We start from the raw sequence: 15,009 nt of genomic DNA, 5'->3' as shown, positions 1-15,009 counted from the left end.
GTCCATCAGGAGAAGCCGGTCCCGCTCCAGTCACATTCGGACCCGACGTGCTGCCCGGTCGCCGCCGCTCAGTACCGCCGGAGATGTGACGTGCCACCCAGCACCACCGGAGACGTGACGCCGACCGCGCCGAGGAGGCCGAAGCGACCGGGTTCGCTGTCAAACGCCTCGATCGGAGGACAGCGGTCACGGCGGGCCCGGGCATGACCAACCAGCCCCAATGTACTAGAGTTATCTCGACATCGAGATATCTGCCGCGGCGCACCCGCAGCCGCCACCCCGGTAAGGGTGGCCTAACTTAGCCTGACCTTAGCGGATCGGCCAAGCCCGCGTGACGGCAGGATGCGGTGGAACGCGCACATGAATGAAGGAGACTGTCGTGTCGGCGAACAGCTTCGACGCCCGCAGCACGCTGCCGGTGGGCGACGAGTCGTACGAGATCTTCCGGCTGGACAAGGTCGAGGGCTCCGCGCGCCTTCCCTACAGCCTGAAGGTCCTGCTGGAGAACCTGCTCCGCACGGAGGACGGCGCGAACATCACCGCCGACCACATCCGCGCCCTCGGCAACTGGGACTCGCAGGCCCAGCCCTCCCAGGAGATCCAGTTCACGCCGGCCCGCGTGATCATGCAGGACTTCACCGGCGTGCCCTGTGTCGTCGACCTCGCCACCATGCGTGAGGCCGTCAAGGAGCTGGGCGGCGACCCGGCGAAGATCAACCCGCTGGCCCCCGCCGAGCTGGTCATCGACCACTCCGTCATCGCCGACAAGTTCGGCACCAACGAAGCCTTCGCGCAGAACGTCGAGCTGGAGTACGGCCGCAACAAGGAGCGCTACCAGTTCCTGCGCTGGGGCCAGACCGCGTTCGACGAGTTCAAGGTCGTCCCGCCCGGCACCGGCATCGTCCACCAGGTGAACATCGAGCACCTGGCGCGCACGGTCATGGTCCGCGGCGGCCAGGCCTACCCCGACACCCTGGTCGGCACCGACTCGCACACCACCATGGTCAACGGCCTCGGCGTCCTCGGCTGGGGCGTCGGCGGCATCGAGGCCGAGGCCGCGATGCTCGGCCAGCCGGTCTCCATGCTCATCCCGCGCGTCGTCGGCTTCAAGCTCACCGGTGAGCTGCCCGCCGGCACCACCGCCACCGACCTCGTCCTCACGATCACCGAGATGCTGCGCAAGCACGGCGTCGTCGGCAAGTTCGTCGAGTTCTACGGCGAGGGCGTCTCCGCCACCTCCCTCGCCAACCGCGCCACCATCGGCAACATGTCCCCGGAGTTCGGCTCCACCGCCGCGATCTTCCCGATCGACGACGAGACGCTGAAGTACCTGCGCCTGACCGGCCGTGACGAGCAGCAGGTCGCGCTCGTCGAGGCCTACGCCAAGGCGCAGGGTCTCTGGCTGGACCCGAAGGCCGAGCCGGACTTCTCCGAGAAGCTCGAGCTGGACCTGTCGACCGTCGTCCCGTCGATCGCCGGCCCGAAGCGCCCGCAGGACCGCATCGTCCTCGCGAACGCGGCCGAGCAGTTCAAGGCCGACGTCCTCAACTACGTCGAGGCCGGCGTCACCGGCGGCGACGACCGCAAGCCGGGCGTCCCGGCGCAGGAGAAGCCGCACGGCGTCGAGTCCCCGGTGGACGAGGCCGGCGCCGAGTCCTTCCCGGCCAGCGACGCCCCGGCCTACGGCCACGAGGACAACGGCGCCGGCGCCCCGCAGCACTCGGCCGTCGTGCCCGGCGCGGGCCCGTCCAACCCGGTCACCGTGACCGCCCCCGACGGCTCGACGTACGAGATCGACCACGGTGCGGTGACGGTCGCGGCCATCACCTCCTGCACCAACACCTCCAACCCGTACGTCATGGTCGCCGCCGCGCTCGTCGCGAAGAAGGCCGTGGAGAAGGGCCTGACCCGCAAGCCGTGGGTCAAGACCACCCTCGCCCCGGGCTCGAAGGTCGTCACCGACTACTTCGACAAGGCCGGTCTGACGCCGTACCTCGACAAGGTCGGCTTCAACCTGGTCGGTTACGGCTGCACCACCTGCATCGGCAACTCCGGCCCGCTGCCGGAGGAGGTCTCCCAGGCCGTCAACGACCACGACCTCGCGGTCACCTCGGTCCTCTCCGGCAACCGGAACTTCGAGGGCCGCATCAACCCCGACGTCAAGATGAACTACCTGGCGTCCCCGCCGCTGGTCGTCGCGTACGCGCTCGCGGGCTCCATGAAGGTGGACATCACCAAGGACGCCCTGGGCACCGACCAGGACGGCAACCCGGTCTACCTCAAGGACATCTGGCCCACCGAGGCCGAGGTCAACGACGTCGTGGCCAACGCCATCGGCGAGGACATGTTCAACAAGTCCTACCAGGACGTCTTCGCGGGCGACGCCCAGTGGCAGGCCCTGTCGATCCCGACCGGCAACACCTTCGAGTGGGACCCGCAGTCCACGTACGTGCGCAAGCCCCCGTACTTCGAGGGCATGACGATGGAGACCACCCCGGTCTCCGACATCACGGGCGCCCGCGTCCTGGCCAAGCTGGGCGACTCGGTCACCACCGACCACATCTCCCCGGCCGGCGCCATCAAGGCCGACACCCCGGCCGGCAAGTACCTCACCGAGCACGGTGTGGAGCGTCGTGACTTCAACTCCTACGGCTCGCGCCGAGGCAACCATGAGGTCATGATCCGCGGCACGTTCGCCAACATCCGCCTGCGCAACCAGATCGCGCCGGGCACCGAGGGCGGCTACACCCGCGACTTCACCCAGCCGGACGCGCCGGTGTCCTTCATCTACGACGCCTCGCGCAACTACATCGAGCAGGGCATCCCGCTGGTCGTCCTGGCCGGCAAGGAGTACGGCTCCGGCTCGTCCCGCGACTGGGCCGCCAAGGGCACCGCGCTCCTCGGCGTCAAGGCCGTCATCGCCGAGTCGTACGAGCGCATCCACCGCTCGAACCTCATCGGCATGGGCGTCCTCCCGCTCCAGTTCCCGGAGGGCCAGTCCGCCGCCTCCCTCGGCCTGACCGGCGAGGAGACCTTCTCCTTCACCGGCGTCGAGGAACTGAACAACGGCACCACCCCGCGCACGGTCAAGGTCACCACCGACACGGGCGTCGAGTTCGACGCGGTCGTCCGCATCGACACCCCCGGTGAGGCCGACTACTACCGCAACGGCGGCATCATGCAGTACGTCCTGCGCAGCCTGATCCGCAAGTAACGGGCAAGCGGCCCGGCAACGCGGTCGCGGACCGGTCAGGCAGCGCGGTCGAAGCGCGTTCGAGGGCCGCACCCCCGGTGACGGGGGTGCGGCCCTCCGCCGTGTGCGGCCACGCAGGTTCCCGGTCATCCCTCCGGCTCCGGTGGGATACGGTCCGGCCATGCATGAAGCAGGCGCAGCAGACGGTTCCGTGACCGACGATCCCGACATGGGCGGTCCCAGCGTGGGTGATCCGGGCTTGGGCCGCGGTCCCGGCGTGGGTGATCCGGGCGTGGGCGGTGCCTGTACGGGTGCGTCCGGCACGAGCGGTCCCGTCACTGCGGACGACGTCGAGTACGCCGTCCGCCTGGCCGTGACCACCCTGCGCCGGGCGGCGGCGGCGTCGAACTGGAACGCCAAGGCCGGTTCCCTGGAGTGGGACTGCTGGGAGACCGTCGAGCACCTGGCCGACGACTTGTTCTCCTACGCCGCCCAACTCGGCCCCCAGACCCCGCCGTCGGACACGCACGTGCCGTTCGCGTGGACCCGGAGGAGGCCGGACGGGCCGGCGAACGTCGTCTTCGTCGATCGTGCCGCCGGCCCGGCGGGCCTGTTGCAGGTCCTGGAGGCGTGCGGCGCGCTGCTCACGGCTGTCGTGCGCACCACGCCGCCGACGGTCCGTTCGCACCACGTCTTCGGCGTGGCCGACCCGGAGGGTTTCGCCGCGATGGGCGTCGTCGAGACGTTGGTGCACCTGCACGACGTCACGGAGGGACTCGGCCTCGGCCTCGGCTCGACACCCGAGGCCGGCCTCTGCGACCGGGTGTTGACCAGACTCTTCCCGGACGCCCCGACGGACACCGCCCGCTGGCCCACCCTCCTGTGGGCCACGGGCCGCGCGGAACTCCCCGGTCGTCCCCGCCTCACCCAATGGCGCTGGTACGGCGCACCCGCCGACGAGAGGCAGCGGTAACGCCTCCGGGCACCGCCGCCGGACCCGCGTTCCTCCCATCGCTCGCGTCCGCTGGCTCGCCTCCGCTGGTCGCATTCGCGCCGATTCCGTTTACAAGTCGGCTCCTTAGCGCTACCTTCCGGCACAGGTGAGGTGGGAGCGCTCCCACATGGTGGACCGGAACCCGCCGGGATCGCTTCCGCCTCCCTACCCCGGTATCCGGTATCCGGCATGCATGAGCCGGTATGCATCAGCCGGTATCCGGCATGCACGAGTCTGTATGCATTAGCCCGTAGCCCGTAGCCCGTAGCCCGTAGCCCGTAGCCCGTAGCCCGTAGCCCGTAGCCCGTAGCCCGTAGCCGGTATGCCGTCTCTCGTGTCCGGTCTCCGGTTCCGGTATCCGGGGTGCGCGCCGCTCCATCAGTACCCGCTCCACCAGTACCCGCACTGCTCCACCCCGCACGACTCCCCGCCCGCACGGTCCGTAGATGGAAGGACACTTCCTATGCGAGACGTCAATAATGTCATGATCATGACAAGCCTGAGGGCCAGGTTACGGACCAAGGCCCTCCTCCTGGTGCTCCTCTCCCTCCTCGCCACCCTCCCCGCCGTCGGACTCATCGTCACGGCCGGTGGCAAGGCCGAAGCGCACGGCACTCCCATGAAGCCCGGCAGTCGCACTTTCCTGTGCTGGCAGGACGGGCTGACCGACACCGGTGAGATCAAGCCGATCAACCCGGCCTGTCGAAACGCGCAGCAGGTCAGCGGGACCACGCCGTTCTACAACTGGTTCTCCGTACTCCGCTCCGACGGCGCCGGCCGTACTCGCGGCTTCGTGCCCGACGGGCAGCTCTGCAGCGGCGGAAACACGAATTTCACCGGCTTCGACGCACCCCGCGCCGACTGGCCGCTCACCCACCTCACCTCGGGTGCGACCATCGACTTCTCCTACAACGCCTGGGCCGCCCACCCGGGCTGGTTCTACGTCTACATCACCAAGGACGGCTTCGACCCCACCCGGACCCTCACCTGGGACGCCATCGAGGACCGGCCGTTCCTGAGCGTCGACCACCCGCCGCTCAACGGCAGCCCCGGCACGGTCGAGGCGGACTACGCCTGGAAGGGCAAGCTCCCTGAAGGCAAGTCGGGGCGGCACATCATCTACATGGTGTGGCAGCGCTCGGACAGCGCCGAGACCTTCTACTCCTGCTCCGACGTCGTCTTCGACGGCGGCAACGGCGAAGTGACCGGCATCCACCAGCCCGGCAACCCGACCGAGCCGGTGCCCGGCACCTGCACGGCCACCCGCAGGACGACGGGAAGCTGGAACGGCGGCTACCAGTCCGAGGTCACCGTCACCAACTCCGGCGACGTCCCGATGCTCGGCTGGATGGTCGACTGGACCCTGGCCGCCGGCCAGAAGGTCGACAGCCTGTGGAACGGCGCCGCCACGTACAACGGCCAGGCGGTGATGGTCCACAACGCCGGCTGGAACGGCTCCCTGAGTCCGGGCCGGAGCGCGACCTTCGGATACGTCGTCTCAGGACCAGGCGGTGACAGCACGGCGACCCTTCCCTGCCGGGTCGGTTGAGTGGTAACGGCCGCCACCTCACGCTGAACCGGGGCTCCGGGGCTTCCGTGGCCCTCGGAGCCCCGGCATGCCTGGCCTCGGAGCCCCGGGCACGCCTGGTGTGCCCGGGCTCGGGTGGAGTGGGGCAGGGCCGTGACCGCGTCACCTCACCCGTCCGCGCCGACGGCGGCACCGGCCCCGGCTTGCGATCCGGCCCCCACCCCGGCTTGCGATCCGGCCCCGGGCTCCGCTTCCGGAGCGGCCCCGGTCTCCGCCCCGGCCTCCCAGCGCAGCAGATCTCCGGGCTGGCACTCCAGGACCTCACAAAGGGCGGCCAGTGTCGAGAAACGCACCGCCTTGGCGCGGCCGTTCTTGAGGACGGCCAGGTTGGCGGGTGTGATTCCGACGCGTTCCGCGAGTTCGCCCACGGACATCTTCCGCCTGGCCAGCATCACGTCGATGTCGACGGCGATCGGCATCAGATCACCTCCGCCAGCTCGTCCCGCATCCGCGCCGCCTCGATGTCGCGCGCAACGGCCTGGGCGAGCAGCATGCGCAGCACGAGTACGACGAGTGCCACCCCCAGGATCGCCATGACGGCGCCGCCGATCAGCAGGACGATCCCGGGGGCGACGGCCTCGCCCGGTGCCAGCAGCACCCCGAGCGTGAACATCAGCAGGGCGGCCGCCACGAAGGCTCCGATCACGATGTGGACGTAGCGGAAAGCGGCGTGGGAGAAGACGGTTCCACGGCGCACCATCGTCACCAGGCGCCACACGCAGACCAGGACGACCTGTGCCGTCACGACGCCCAGGACGACGATCACCAGGAACGCGGCGGGCGGGTAGGCGAGGTCCGTGTCGACGTCGTCCAGATCCCGGCCCAACAGCGGAACCATCACCGCCTGCAAGAACCCCGAACCGGCGAGCAGTGCCACGAGCACACCCCGCAGTGCGAGCACGGTCAGCTTTCCCATGTTCTCCCCTTCCATCGAATCACGATGGAAAGCTATCGATATTCGATAGGCAGGGCAAGTGCGTCACCGCCCCTGCCCGCCCATCGGCTGCAGGCGCCCACACCTCCCCCGTCCGCCTCGCCCCGCCCGGTCCCGTCCCGCCTCGCCCTCGTCCCCCGAGTCGCCCTACGTCACGATCCCCAGCACGAGGTCGCACCTCTCGCCGGCGGAGGAGCCGCGTATCACCTCGCCACCGAACAGCCCGCACGCGGCCGCCACCTCACCGTTCACGGTGTCCACGAGTGGCCCCGTGCCCCGGATCAGCGTCGGCCGCTCACCCCAGCGGCCGCCACGCCTGCGACGGCAGCCGGGCCGGATCCACGTCGGCGGGCAGGACGGGCTCGGGAAGCGGCATCGAGTCCCTCCGGCTCCGGCGACGGCGTCCGACCCGGTAGTCGCTGTCGTCCTCCGATCACGACAACAACTCGACTTCCGTGACAACGGCTTGTGCGTCGAAGGCCAACCGGTAGTGCCGGTACGAGCCGGGCCGTGGGACCGAGAAGGCCCGGGTCTGCCGGTCCCAGCGGAACGACTCGCCCGTGCGGCGGTCCAGGTCGGTCCAGGTCACGCCGGAGGACGAGCCCTGAAGCGTCCAGGCCGTCGGCGCGTCGGCCCGCTCGGCGGAGGTGAGCGTGTACTGGACGGCCTTCTCGGCGGCGTCGACCGGCAGGTCCACCGTCCCCGACACGTCGGTTCCCGTCGCCGACGTGTCGTCGAAGAGGGCGCCGCCGCCCGTGAGGACGTCCGTACGCGGAGTCGGCGCCCTGTCGTCCTTGGTGATCGACACGGGCGCCGCGCCCTTCCCGCTGCCCCACGCAGAGGGCCTGGGCCCCATGGCGAAGTCCAGGACCGCGCCCTTCGCCAGCACCGCGTGGGGGAGTGAAGTCGACGTCCAGGGACGGCCGTTCACCTTGAGGCCCTGCACGTACACGTTGCGGGCGCTGTTCCGCGGCGCCCGGATCACGAGGTCGGCGCCGTTCTCCAGGTGGACGGTGGCCTTCTTGAACAGCGGGGACCCGACCGCGTACTCGCCGCTGCCCATCACCAACGGGTAGAAGCCGAGGGCGGAGAAGAGGTACCAGGCCGACTGCTCGCCGTTGTCCTCGTCACCGTGGTACCCCTGCCCGATCGCGCTGCCGGTGTACAGCCGGGCCAGCGCCTCGCGCACCCTGGCCTGCGCCTTCCAGGGCTGCCCGGCCGCGTCGTACATGTAGATCGCGTGGTGGGCCACCTGGTTGGAGTGCCCGTACATGCCCATCCGGACATCCCGCGCCTCCGTCATCTCGTGGATCACGCCGCCGTAGGAGCCGACGAAGTCGGGGGAGGCGGTTTCCGGGGTCGTGAAGTAGGTGTCGAGCTTGTCGGCCAGGCCGGCGCGGCCGCCGTAGAGGTTGGCCAGGCCCCGGCTGTCCTGCGGGGCGGTGAAGGCGTACCCCCAGCCGTTGGTCTCGGTGTAGTCGTGACCCCACACGCGAGGGTCGTAGGCCGACGACTTCACCCGCCAGTCGCCCTCGGCGTCCCGGCCCTGGAAGAAGCCCGCCGTCGAATCGAACAGGTGCACATAGCCCTGTGCGCGGTTGAGGAAGTACGCCGACTCGTCCCTGTAGCGCTTCTCGCCCGTCCTGCGGAACAGTTCCTGGCCCATCCGGGCGATTCCGTAGTCGTTGAGGTAACCCTCCAGGGCCCAGGACAGGCCCTCATGGGTGTCCGTGGCGGTGTAGCCGAGGAAGGGCGAGGTCGCCATGCCCTTGCGGCCCACGCCCGACGAGGGGGGCACGACCGTCGCGTTCTTCACCGCCGCGTCGTACGCCGACTCCGCGTCCAGGCCGACTCCCTTGACGTACGCGTCCGCGAAGGCGACGTCCGAGGAGGTGCCGGTCATCAGATCGGCGTACCCCGGAGACGACCAGCGCGAGGTCCAGCCGCCGTCCCTGTACTGCTGCACGAACCCGTCCGCCAGCTCGGCCGCCCGGGTCGGCGTCAGCAGCGAGTACGCCGGCCAGGTCGTCCGATAGGTGTCCCAGAAGCCGTTGTTGACGTAGACCTTGCCGTCCACGATCTTCGCGCCGGTGTGCGTCGGGGTGTCCGGGCCCGGCATCGGCGAGAAGGGCGAGGCGTATCTGTCCGTCGAACCGACCCTCTCGAAGCCCGAGTTGGGATACAGGTACAGCCGATAGAGGTTGGAGTACAGCGTCGTGAGCTGGTCCGGGGTGGCGCCCTCGACCTCCACCGTGCCCAGCAGCTCGTCCCACTGCCGCTGGGCACGCCGCTGGACCGTCTCGAAGGCGGTTCCCTCCGGGATCTCCCGGCGCAGGTTGTCGCGGGCCTGGTCGACGCCGATCAGGGAGGTCGCCAGCCGCAGGGTCACCGAGCGGTCCGCGCCCGCGTCGAACCGCAGATAGCCCTTCACCCCGCTCGACGATCCGTCTGTCACCGGCGCGTCGAACTCGCCGTACACGAACAGCCGGGTGGCGCCCGTGGACAGCCCCGACTTCACGTCGGAGTAGCCCGTCACGACGCCGTTCCCGGTGTCGAGCGTCAGGCCGGCCTGGTCGGTCACGTTGTCGAAGACGACGCCGGCGTCGTCGCCCGGATAGGTGAAACGCAGAGCGGCCGCGTGATCGGTCGGCGTCATCTCCGCCTTCAGGCCGTTCTCGAACCGCACCCCGTAGTAGTACGGCCGGGCCGTCTCGTTCGCGTGCCGGAACGGCAGCGCCCGCGCCGTCCGCCCGGTGTCCGGAACACCGGCCGCCGCCGACGGCATGACCTGGAACGTCTGACGGTCGCCCATCCAGGGACTCGGCTCGTGGCTCGCGCTGAACGCCTGGATCGTGGGCAGGTTGCCGGCGTCGTTCGCGCGGGCGTAGTCGTAGAGCCAGCCCAGCGTGGACGCGTTGGTCACCGGGGTCCAGAAGTTGAAGCCGTGCGGCACGGCGGTCGCCGGGAAGGTGTTGCCGCGCGAGAAGCTCCCGCTGGAGTTGGTGCCGCGGGTGGTCACCGCGTAGTCCGACACATGCGCCTTCGGGGCCTCGGGCGCTGCCGTGCGCAACGCGATGTCGTCCACCCAGCCCCGGAACCGCGCGGGCCCGCCGGGGGAGTCGTACCCGACGAGGATCCGGTCGACCGTCTTCCCGGCCGCGACCGAACCGATCCCCGCCACCACGTCGTTCCACTGGTTGACGTACAGCGACTTGGCCGCGCCCTGTCCGCGCGGCGACAGGGCGAAGCCGTACTGGTCGGTCGCCCCCAGCCCGCTCAGATACGTCCCGTCGGTGAACGCCAGATCCACCGACACGTGCGTCGCCGCGTAGTCCGTGTCCCCCTCGGCCATCGCCGGGAAGATCTGGTACGCGAGCCGGGTGCGCGAGGAGACCCGCACGTTCACGTCGAAGACCTTGTTGTAGGAGTAGCCGCGCCCCTCGGCGGTGTGGCGCCCGGCGTAGCGCAGGGCCCGCAGCCCGGTGAAACCGGCGCGCGCCTTGGCGGTGGGCGAGCCGCTCGGACCGCGGTCGACGACGGTCAGCATGTCCGGCGGCACGGGATCACCGCTCCCGCCCGTGCCGAACCGCACATCGGCGAGCTGGAGGATCCCGGAGCCGTGGTTCTTCGTCACCTCCAGCCGGAAGTGCCGGTAGGAGGCGGGGGCACCGAGCGGGTACGTCCTCGTCTGCAAGCGCTTGTCGAAGCCCTCCCCGGTACGGCTGTCGACGGTCGTCCAGTCGGCCCCGTCCGCCGAGCCCTCGAGGATCCAGTCCGCCGGGTCGCGCTCGGCCGCGTCGTTGGCGGAGGTGAGCGCGTACACGGTCACCGCCACCGGCTCGGGCAGGTCGAACTCCACCCAGCCGGAGGCCTCGAAGGCCAGCCACTTGGTGCCCGGCTCGCCGTCGACGAGGTTCTCCTTCACCTCGCCGCCGGCCGTGTTCTCGGCGCTCGCCCGAACGTCCGTCACCCGGTCGGTCACCTCGCCGGGGAGACCGCCGCCGTAGCCGCCGTCGACCCCCGACGCCCGTGCGCCGCCGCCCGGCACCGACTCGACGGTGCTCCGCCAGTCGGGAGCGCGCTCACCGGTCTCGAAGGAGGACGCGAACTCCCGGTCGGCCGCCGGCCCCCGGTCCGGCAGGGCCACCGCCGCTCCCGGAGCCCCCGCCGCCATGACGAGAGCGGCCGTGCACACGACCGCCCGTCTCCATCCGATCCACCTCGGCCGAGCCCCGAAGCGCTGCATACGCGAGCACCCTCCCTGCGCCGGACAACGTTGTCTTCATCGATGCGCAGGAACAGTAGGTGGCCAAGTGCCGAGTGGTGTCAAGGACGTTGACTGCGCCATCCGAGTGCCGGGAGGTCGGTTCCGCAGGTCCCGGGAGGTTGGTTCCGGCGGTCCCGCGAGGTCGGTTCCACCGGTCCCGCGAGGTCGGCTCCGCAGGTCCCGCCAGGCCGACTCCGCAGCACCACGAGGCGTCCGTTGCGGGGCCGTGGTGGGGTCCGTCGCGGAGCCCGTGGTGGGCCCGTGGTGGGCCCGCCCCCTTCCCTCGGGGGCCCATGTCCGGCGATTTTCCGGTGAGTCGATCGCGGTGTGCTCATATTTCCGCCAGGTCTCAACTCGGAAAAGACCCATGGCCAACCTTGCATTCGATCTTGTCCGGTGACGGGAAGTGGACTATACCTGTCGGCGATTCACCCGATCCGCACGACCCTGCTTGACCTGACCGCGGTGCCGGGAAGGATCCCGTTCACCGCCTGAGTCCTGGAGAAGGCGAGGACTTGAGCATGGGATCCACTTCTGCGTCCGATTCGGCCGAGAATCGCGTGGCGAACCGTGTCGGCCGCCGTGATCTGATCAAGAGGTCGGCCGCGCTCGGACTGATCTCCGTCCCCACGGTGGGTTTCCTCTCCGCCTGCGCCAGCAGCGGCGGTGACGGCGACGAGGGCAAGGCGAAAACCGGCAAGAGGACCGAGAAGAACCCGCTCGGCGTGAATGACACCGCACGGATGGAATTCGTCCTGTTCGACGGCGGTTTCGGCAAGGAGTACGCCGAGGACGCCGTGAAGATCTACGAGCAGCACTTCCCGAAGGCCGAGGTGAAGTTCTCGGCGACCCAGAAGATCCAGTCCACCTTGCAGCCCCGCTTCAACCAGGGCACCCCGCCGGACCTCATCGACAACTCCGGCGCCGAACAGATGGACATGGGCGTCCTGGTCGGCAAGGACCAGCTGGCCGACCTCACCTCGCTGCTGGACGCCCCGTCCTACGACGACCCGGCCAAGAAGGTCCGTGACACGCTGCGCCCCGGCATCGTCGAGATGGGCCAGTTCGACGGCGACCCGGTCTGGATCATGTACTACGCCTACACCGTGTACGGCGTCTGGTACTCGCGGAAGGCCCTGGACTCGCTGGACGCGACCTACCCCGAGACCTGGGACGAGATGCTCGCGGTCTGCGAGAAGGCCAAGAAGAAGGGGATGGCGGGCTGGACGTACGCGGGCAAGTACCCGTACTACGTCCCGTTCGCCCTGTATCCGATGATCGGCAAGGTCGGCGGCCGCGAAGTCCTCGACGCCATCGACAACCTCGAGCCGAACGCCTGGAGGCACCCGGCGGTCAAGGCCTGTTTCGAGGCCTACTACGAGCTGTACAAGAAGGGGTACATCCTGCGCGGCACCCCCGGCCTGGACCACATCCAGTCACAGACCGCGTGGGCCAAGGGCAAGGCCCTGTTCCTTCCCAACGGCTCCTGGGTGGAGAACGAGTCGGCCAACGTCATCCCCGCCGACTTCGACCTCGCCGTCTCCGCGCCCACCGGCATCGACAGCTCCGACAAGCTGCCGTTCGGCACCATCTGGGCGTCCGGCGGTGAGCCGTTCGTCGTCCCGGCCAAGGCGAAGAACCCGGCCGGCGGCATGGAGCAACTGCGCATCATGCTCAGCGAGGCGTCCTCGAAGAACTTCACCTCCAAGGTCAAGTCGCTGACCGCGTACAACGGCGGCACCGACGGCATCACGCTCACGCCCGGCCTCAAGTCGGGTGTCGCAGCCCTGGACAAGGCCGGTCAGAACGTGGTGAATCCGCGACTCCAGGACTGGTACGTGCAGTTGCAGAAGGAGAAGATCGGGGTGTCCGGTCTCGGCGAGATGATGGCCGGCCGCATCACCCCGGCGGAGGCGATCAAGAAGATCCAGGATTACGCCGACGAAACGGCCAAGGATTCCTCCGTCAAGCACTACAAGCACCAGTAACCGGCATTATCACGACACCGGAGTGGCGATGCAGCACGGCAAGTACCGGTTCATCGTGGGGTTCCTGGCGCCGCCCCTGGGACTGTACGCGCTCTTCGTGGTGTGGCCGTTCATCCAGTCCATCTACTACTCGTTCACGGACTGGACCGGTCTGAGCCCCGAATTCACGATGGTCGGCCTGGACAATTACCGGAGGATGCTGGACGACGAGATCTTCTGGAAGTCCTTGCGGCACAGCTTGACGTTCGCGGCCGTGCTGCCGCTGGTGACGATCGGTCTGGCCCTGTTCCTCGCCTTCATGATCAATGTGGGTGGACGGCGGAGGAGGGGCGGCCCGGTCATTTCCGGCGTACGGGGGTCGTCCTTCTACAAGATCGTGTATTTCTTCCCGCAGGTGCTCTCGATCGCCATCGTGGCCCTGTTGTTCGCCTTCGCGTACAACCCCGACAGCGGCGCCGTGAACGCGTTCCTGCGGGGGATCGGCGTGGACGGCGTGCAACCGCTGTGGCTGGGCGATCCCGACCTCGCGCTGTGGTGCGTGATGGCGGTGCTCGTCTGGTCCACGGTCGGCTTCTTCGTGGTGCTGTTCTCCGCCGGCATGGCGTCGATCCCGGTGGACCTGTACGAGGCGGCGCTGCTCGACGGCGCCGGCCGGGCCACCATGTTCTTCCGCATCACCCTGCCGCTGCTGTGGGACACCGTGCAGTCCGGCTGGGTCTACCTCGGCATCCTCGCGCTCGGCGCCGAGTCGTTCGCGGTGGTCCAGATCATGACGACCGGGCCGGGCGGTCCCGACTACTCGACCACCGTCATGGTCCTCTACGTGTACCAGAAGGCGTTCCGCGACGGTCAGGCCGCCTACGCCACCACCATCGGAGTCGCCCTGCTCGTCGTGACGCTGGCCTTCGCCGCGCTGGTGATGCGGCTGGGCCGGCGCGAGCGGCTGGAGTACTGATCATGAGCATCGAGAAGACCGCCGAGCCCCCGGCGCCCGTTCCGGTCACCAAGGCGGCCGCGCCGGCCGCCGACGCGCCGCCCCGGCGGAAGAAGGAGGGGCAGGTCCTCAACGCCTTCTCGCACGGCATCCTCGTCCTCTGGGCGGTGATGGTCGTCCTGCCGCTGCTGTGGGCGGTGATGACCTCCTTCAAGGACGACGGCTCCATCTTCGGATCGCCCTGGTCGCTGCCCGACAGGCTGCACGTCGACAACTGGTCGCGGGCCTGGACCGAGGCCAACATGAGCGACTACTTCCTCAACACCGTGCTGGTGGTGGGGGGTTCGCTCATCGGCACGTTGGTGCTCGGCTCGATGGCGGCGTACGTGCTGGCCCGGTTCGACTTCCCCGGGAACCGCTTCGTGTACTACCTGTTCGTCGGCGGTATGAGTTTCCCGATCATGCTCGCCCTGGTGCCGCTGTTCTATGTGGTGAACAACATGGGCCTGTTGAACACCATCCACGGCCTGATCCTGGTGTACATCGCCTACTCGCTGCCGTTCACGGTGTTCTTCCTGACGGCGTTCTTCCGCACGCTGCCCTCCTCGGTGGCGGAGGCGGCGTTCGTCGACGGCGCCTCGCACAGCCGCACGTTCTTCCAGATCATGCTGCCGATGGCCAAGCCCGGCCTGATCAGTGTGGGGATCTTCAACTTCCTGGGCCAGTGGAACCAGTACATGCTCCCCACGGTTCTCAACACCGACCCCGACAAGCGCGTCCTCACCCAGGGACTGGTCCAGTTGGCCGTCAGCCAGGGCTACAAGGGTGACTGGTCGGGCCTGTTCGCGGGGCTGGTGATGGCGATGCTGCCGGTGCTCGCCGCCTACGTCGTCTTCCAGCGACAGGTCGTGCAAGGGCTGACGGCGGGGGCCCTCAAGTAACGCTCACTTGATCACTTGGACGCCCCGGTAGCGCTCCGCAGCCACCTGGACGCGTGCCGTTCCCGACACCGGGGACGGCACCGTTCGGTGTGTGCACGAACGCGATTAGTGTTCAACCTCTTGACGGGAGGCGACCCGAACAGCTCAGCTTAGAGTTCACTAGTTGGACA

The 15,009-nt window shown here is 69.0% G+C and carries 9 protein-coding genes; 6 read left to right on the top strand and 3 right to left on the bottom strand.

From position 1 onward, the window contains the following. Positions 1-379 precede the first annotated feature (379 nt). The 3 genes from ACFYO5_RS33370 (at position 380) to ACFYO5_RS33360 (ending at position 5,736) form a co-directional block, all read left to right on the top strand. On the top strand, positions 380-3,214 hold the full coding sequence (locus tag ACFYO5_RS33370) for an aconitate hydratase (protein WP_388716085.1): 2,835 nt from the start codon (positions 380-382) through the stop codon (positions 3,212-3,214). Positions 3,215-3,374: 160 nt separating this feature from the next. Continuing rightward, positions 3,375-4,166, top strand: coding sequence for a hypothetical protein (locus ACFYO5_RS33365; protein ID WP_388716081.1), 792 nt, complete (start codon positions 3,375-3,377; stop codon positions 4,164-4,166). Positions 4,167-4,671: 505 nt separating this feature from the next. Next, positions 4,672-5,736: a lytic polysaccharide monooxygenase gene (locus tag ACFYO5_RS33360; protein WP_388716078.1), complete on the top strand. Its 1,065-nt coding sequence runs from the start codon at positions 4,672-4,674 to the stop codon at positions 5,734-5,736. Positions 5,737-5,882: 146 nt separating this feature from the next. Here the strand turns inward: ACFYO5_RS33360 and ACFYO5_RS33355 are convergent, their stop codons facing one another. From ACFYO5_RS33355 to ACFYO5_RS33345, 3 genes are all read right to left on the bottom strand, one after another. After that, positions 5,883-6,194: a helix-turn-helix domain-containing protein gene (locus tag ACFYO5_RS33355; RefSeq protein ID WP_388716075.1), complete on the bottom strand. Its 312-nt coding sequence runs from the start codon at positions 6,192-6,194 to the stop codon at positions 5,883-5,885. After that, positions 6,194-6,691, bottom strand: a complete 498-nt coding sequence (locus tag ACFYO5_RS33350; protein ID WP_356562316.1) for a DUF2975 domain-containing protein — start codon at positions 6,689-6,691, stop codon at positions 6,194-6,196. Before ACFYO5_RS33350 ends, ACFYO5_RS33355 begins: the two co-directional genes overlap by 1 nt. Before the next feature lie 451 nt (positions 6,692-7,142). Continuing rightward, positions 7,143-10,883 (bottom strand): GH92 family glycosyl hydrolase, encoded by a 3,741-nt coding sequence (locus tag ACFYO5_RS33345; protein ID WP_388716470.1) that lies wholly within the window; start codon positions 10,881-10,883, stop codon positions 7,143-7,145. 614 nt (positions 10,884-11,497) lie between these two features. On the opposite strand from ACFYO5_RS33345, the gene ngcE reads away from it, so the two are divergent. From ngcE to ACFYO5_RS33330, 3 genes are read left to right on the top strand one after another with little or no spacing between them, the layout of a single operon-like run. Next, on the top strand, positions 11,498-12,964 hold the full coding sequence (gene ngcE / locus ACFYO5_RS33340; RefSeq protein WP_388716072.1) for an N-acetylglucosamine/diacetylchitobiose ABC transporter substrate-binding protein: 1,467 nt from the start codon (positions 11,498-11,500) through the stop codon (positions 12,962-12,964). Positions 12,965-12,992: 28 nt separating this feature from the next. Next, positions 12,993-13,919: a sugar ABC transporter permease gene (locus ACFYO5_RS33335; protein WP_356562320.1), complete on the top strand. Its 927-nt coding sequence runs from the start codon at positions 12,993-12,995 to the stop codon at positions 13,917-13,919. A gap of 2 nt (positions 13,920-13,921) precedes the next feature. Beyond that, positions 13,922-14,839: a carbohydrate ABC transporter permease gene (locus tag ACFYO5_RS33330; RefSeq protein WP_388716069.1), complete on the top strand. Its 918-nt coding sequence runs from the start codon at positions 13,922-13,924 to the stop codon at positions 14,837-14,839. The last annotated feature ends 170 nt before the right edge of the window (positions 14,840-15,009 follow it).

Origin of the sequence: Streptomyces sp. NPDC006259, assembly GCF_042870975.1 — a bacterium.
Classification (GTDB): Bacteria; Actinomycetota; Actinomycetes; order Streptomycetales; family Streptomycetaceae; genus Streptomyces.
Note: the sequence above shows the minus strand (reverse complement) of the source record. Positions and strands in the feature narration are given on the sequence as shown.

Coding starts and splice junctions, on each gene's coding strand:
- ACFYO5_RS33350 (WP_356562316.1), bottom strand. CDS start 6,691: ATGGGAAAGCTGACCGTGCTCGCACTGCGGGGTGTGCTCGTGGCACTG.
- ACFYO5_RS33360 (WP_388716078.1), top strand. CDS start 4,672: ATGATCATGACAAGCCTGAGGGCCAGGTTACGGACCAAGGCCCTCCTC.
- ACFYO5_RS33335 (WP_356562320.1), top strand. CDS start 12,993: ATGCAGCACGGCAAGTACCGGTTCATCGTGGGGTTCCTGGCGCCGCCC.
- ACFYO5_RS33365 (WP_388716081.1), top strand. CDS start 3,375: ATGCATGAAGCAGGCGCAGCAGACGGTTCCGTGACCGACGATCCCGAC.
- ngcE (WP_388716072.1), top strand. CDS start 11,498: ATGGGATCCACTTCTGCGTCCGATTCGGCCGAGAATCGCGTGGCGAAC.
- ACFYO5_RS33345 (WP_388716470.1), bottom strand. CDS start 10,883: ATGGCGGCGGGGGCTCCGGGAGCGGCGGTGGCCCTGCCGGACCGGGGG.
- ACFYO5_RS33355 (WP_388716075.1), bottom strand. CDS start 6,194: ATGCCGATCGCCGTCGACATCGACGTGATGCTGGCCAGGCGGAAGATG.
- ACFYO5_RS33330 (WP_388716069.1), top strand. CDS start 13,922: ATGAGCATCGAGAAGACCGCCGAGCCCCCGGCGCCCGTTCCGGTCACC.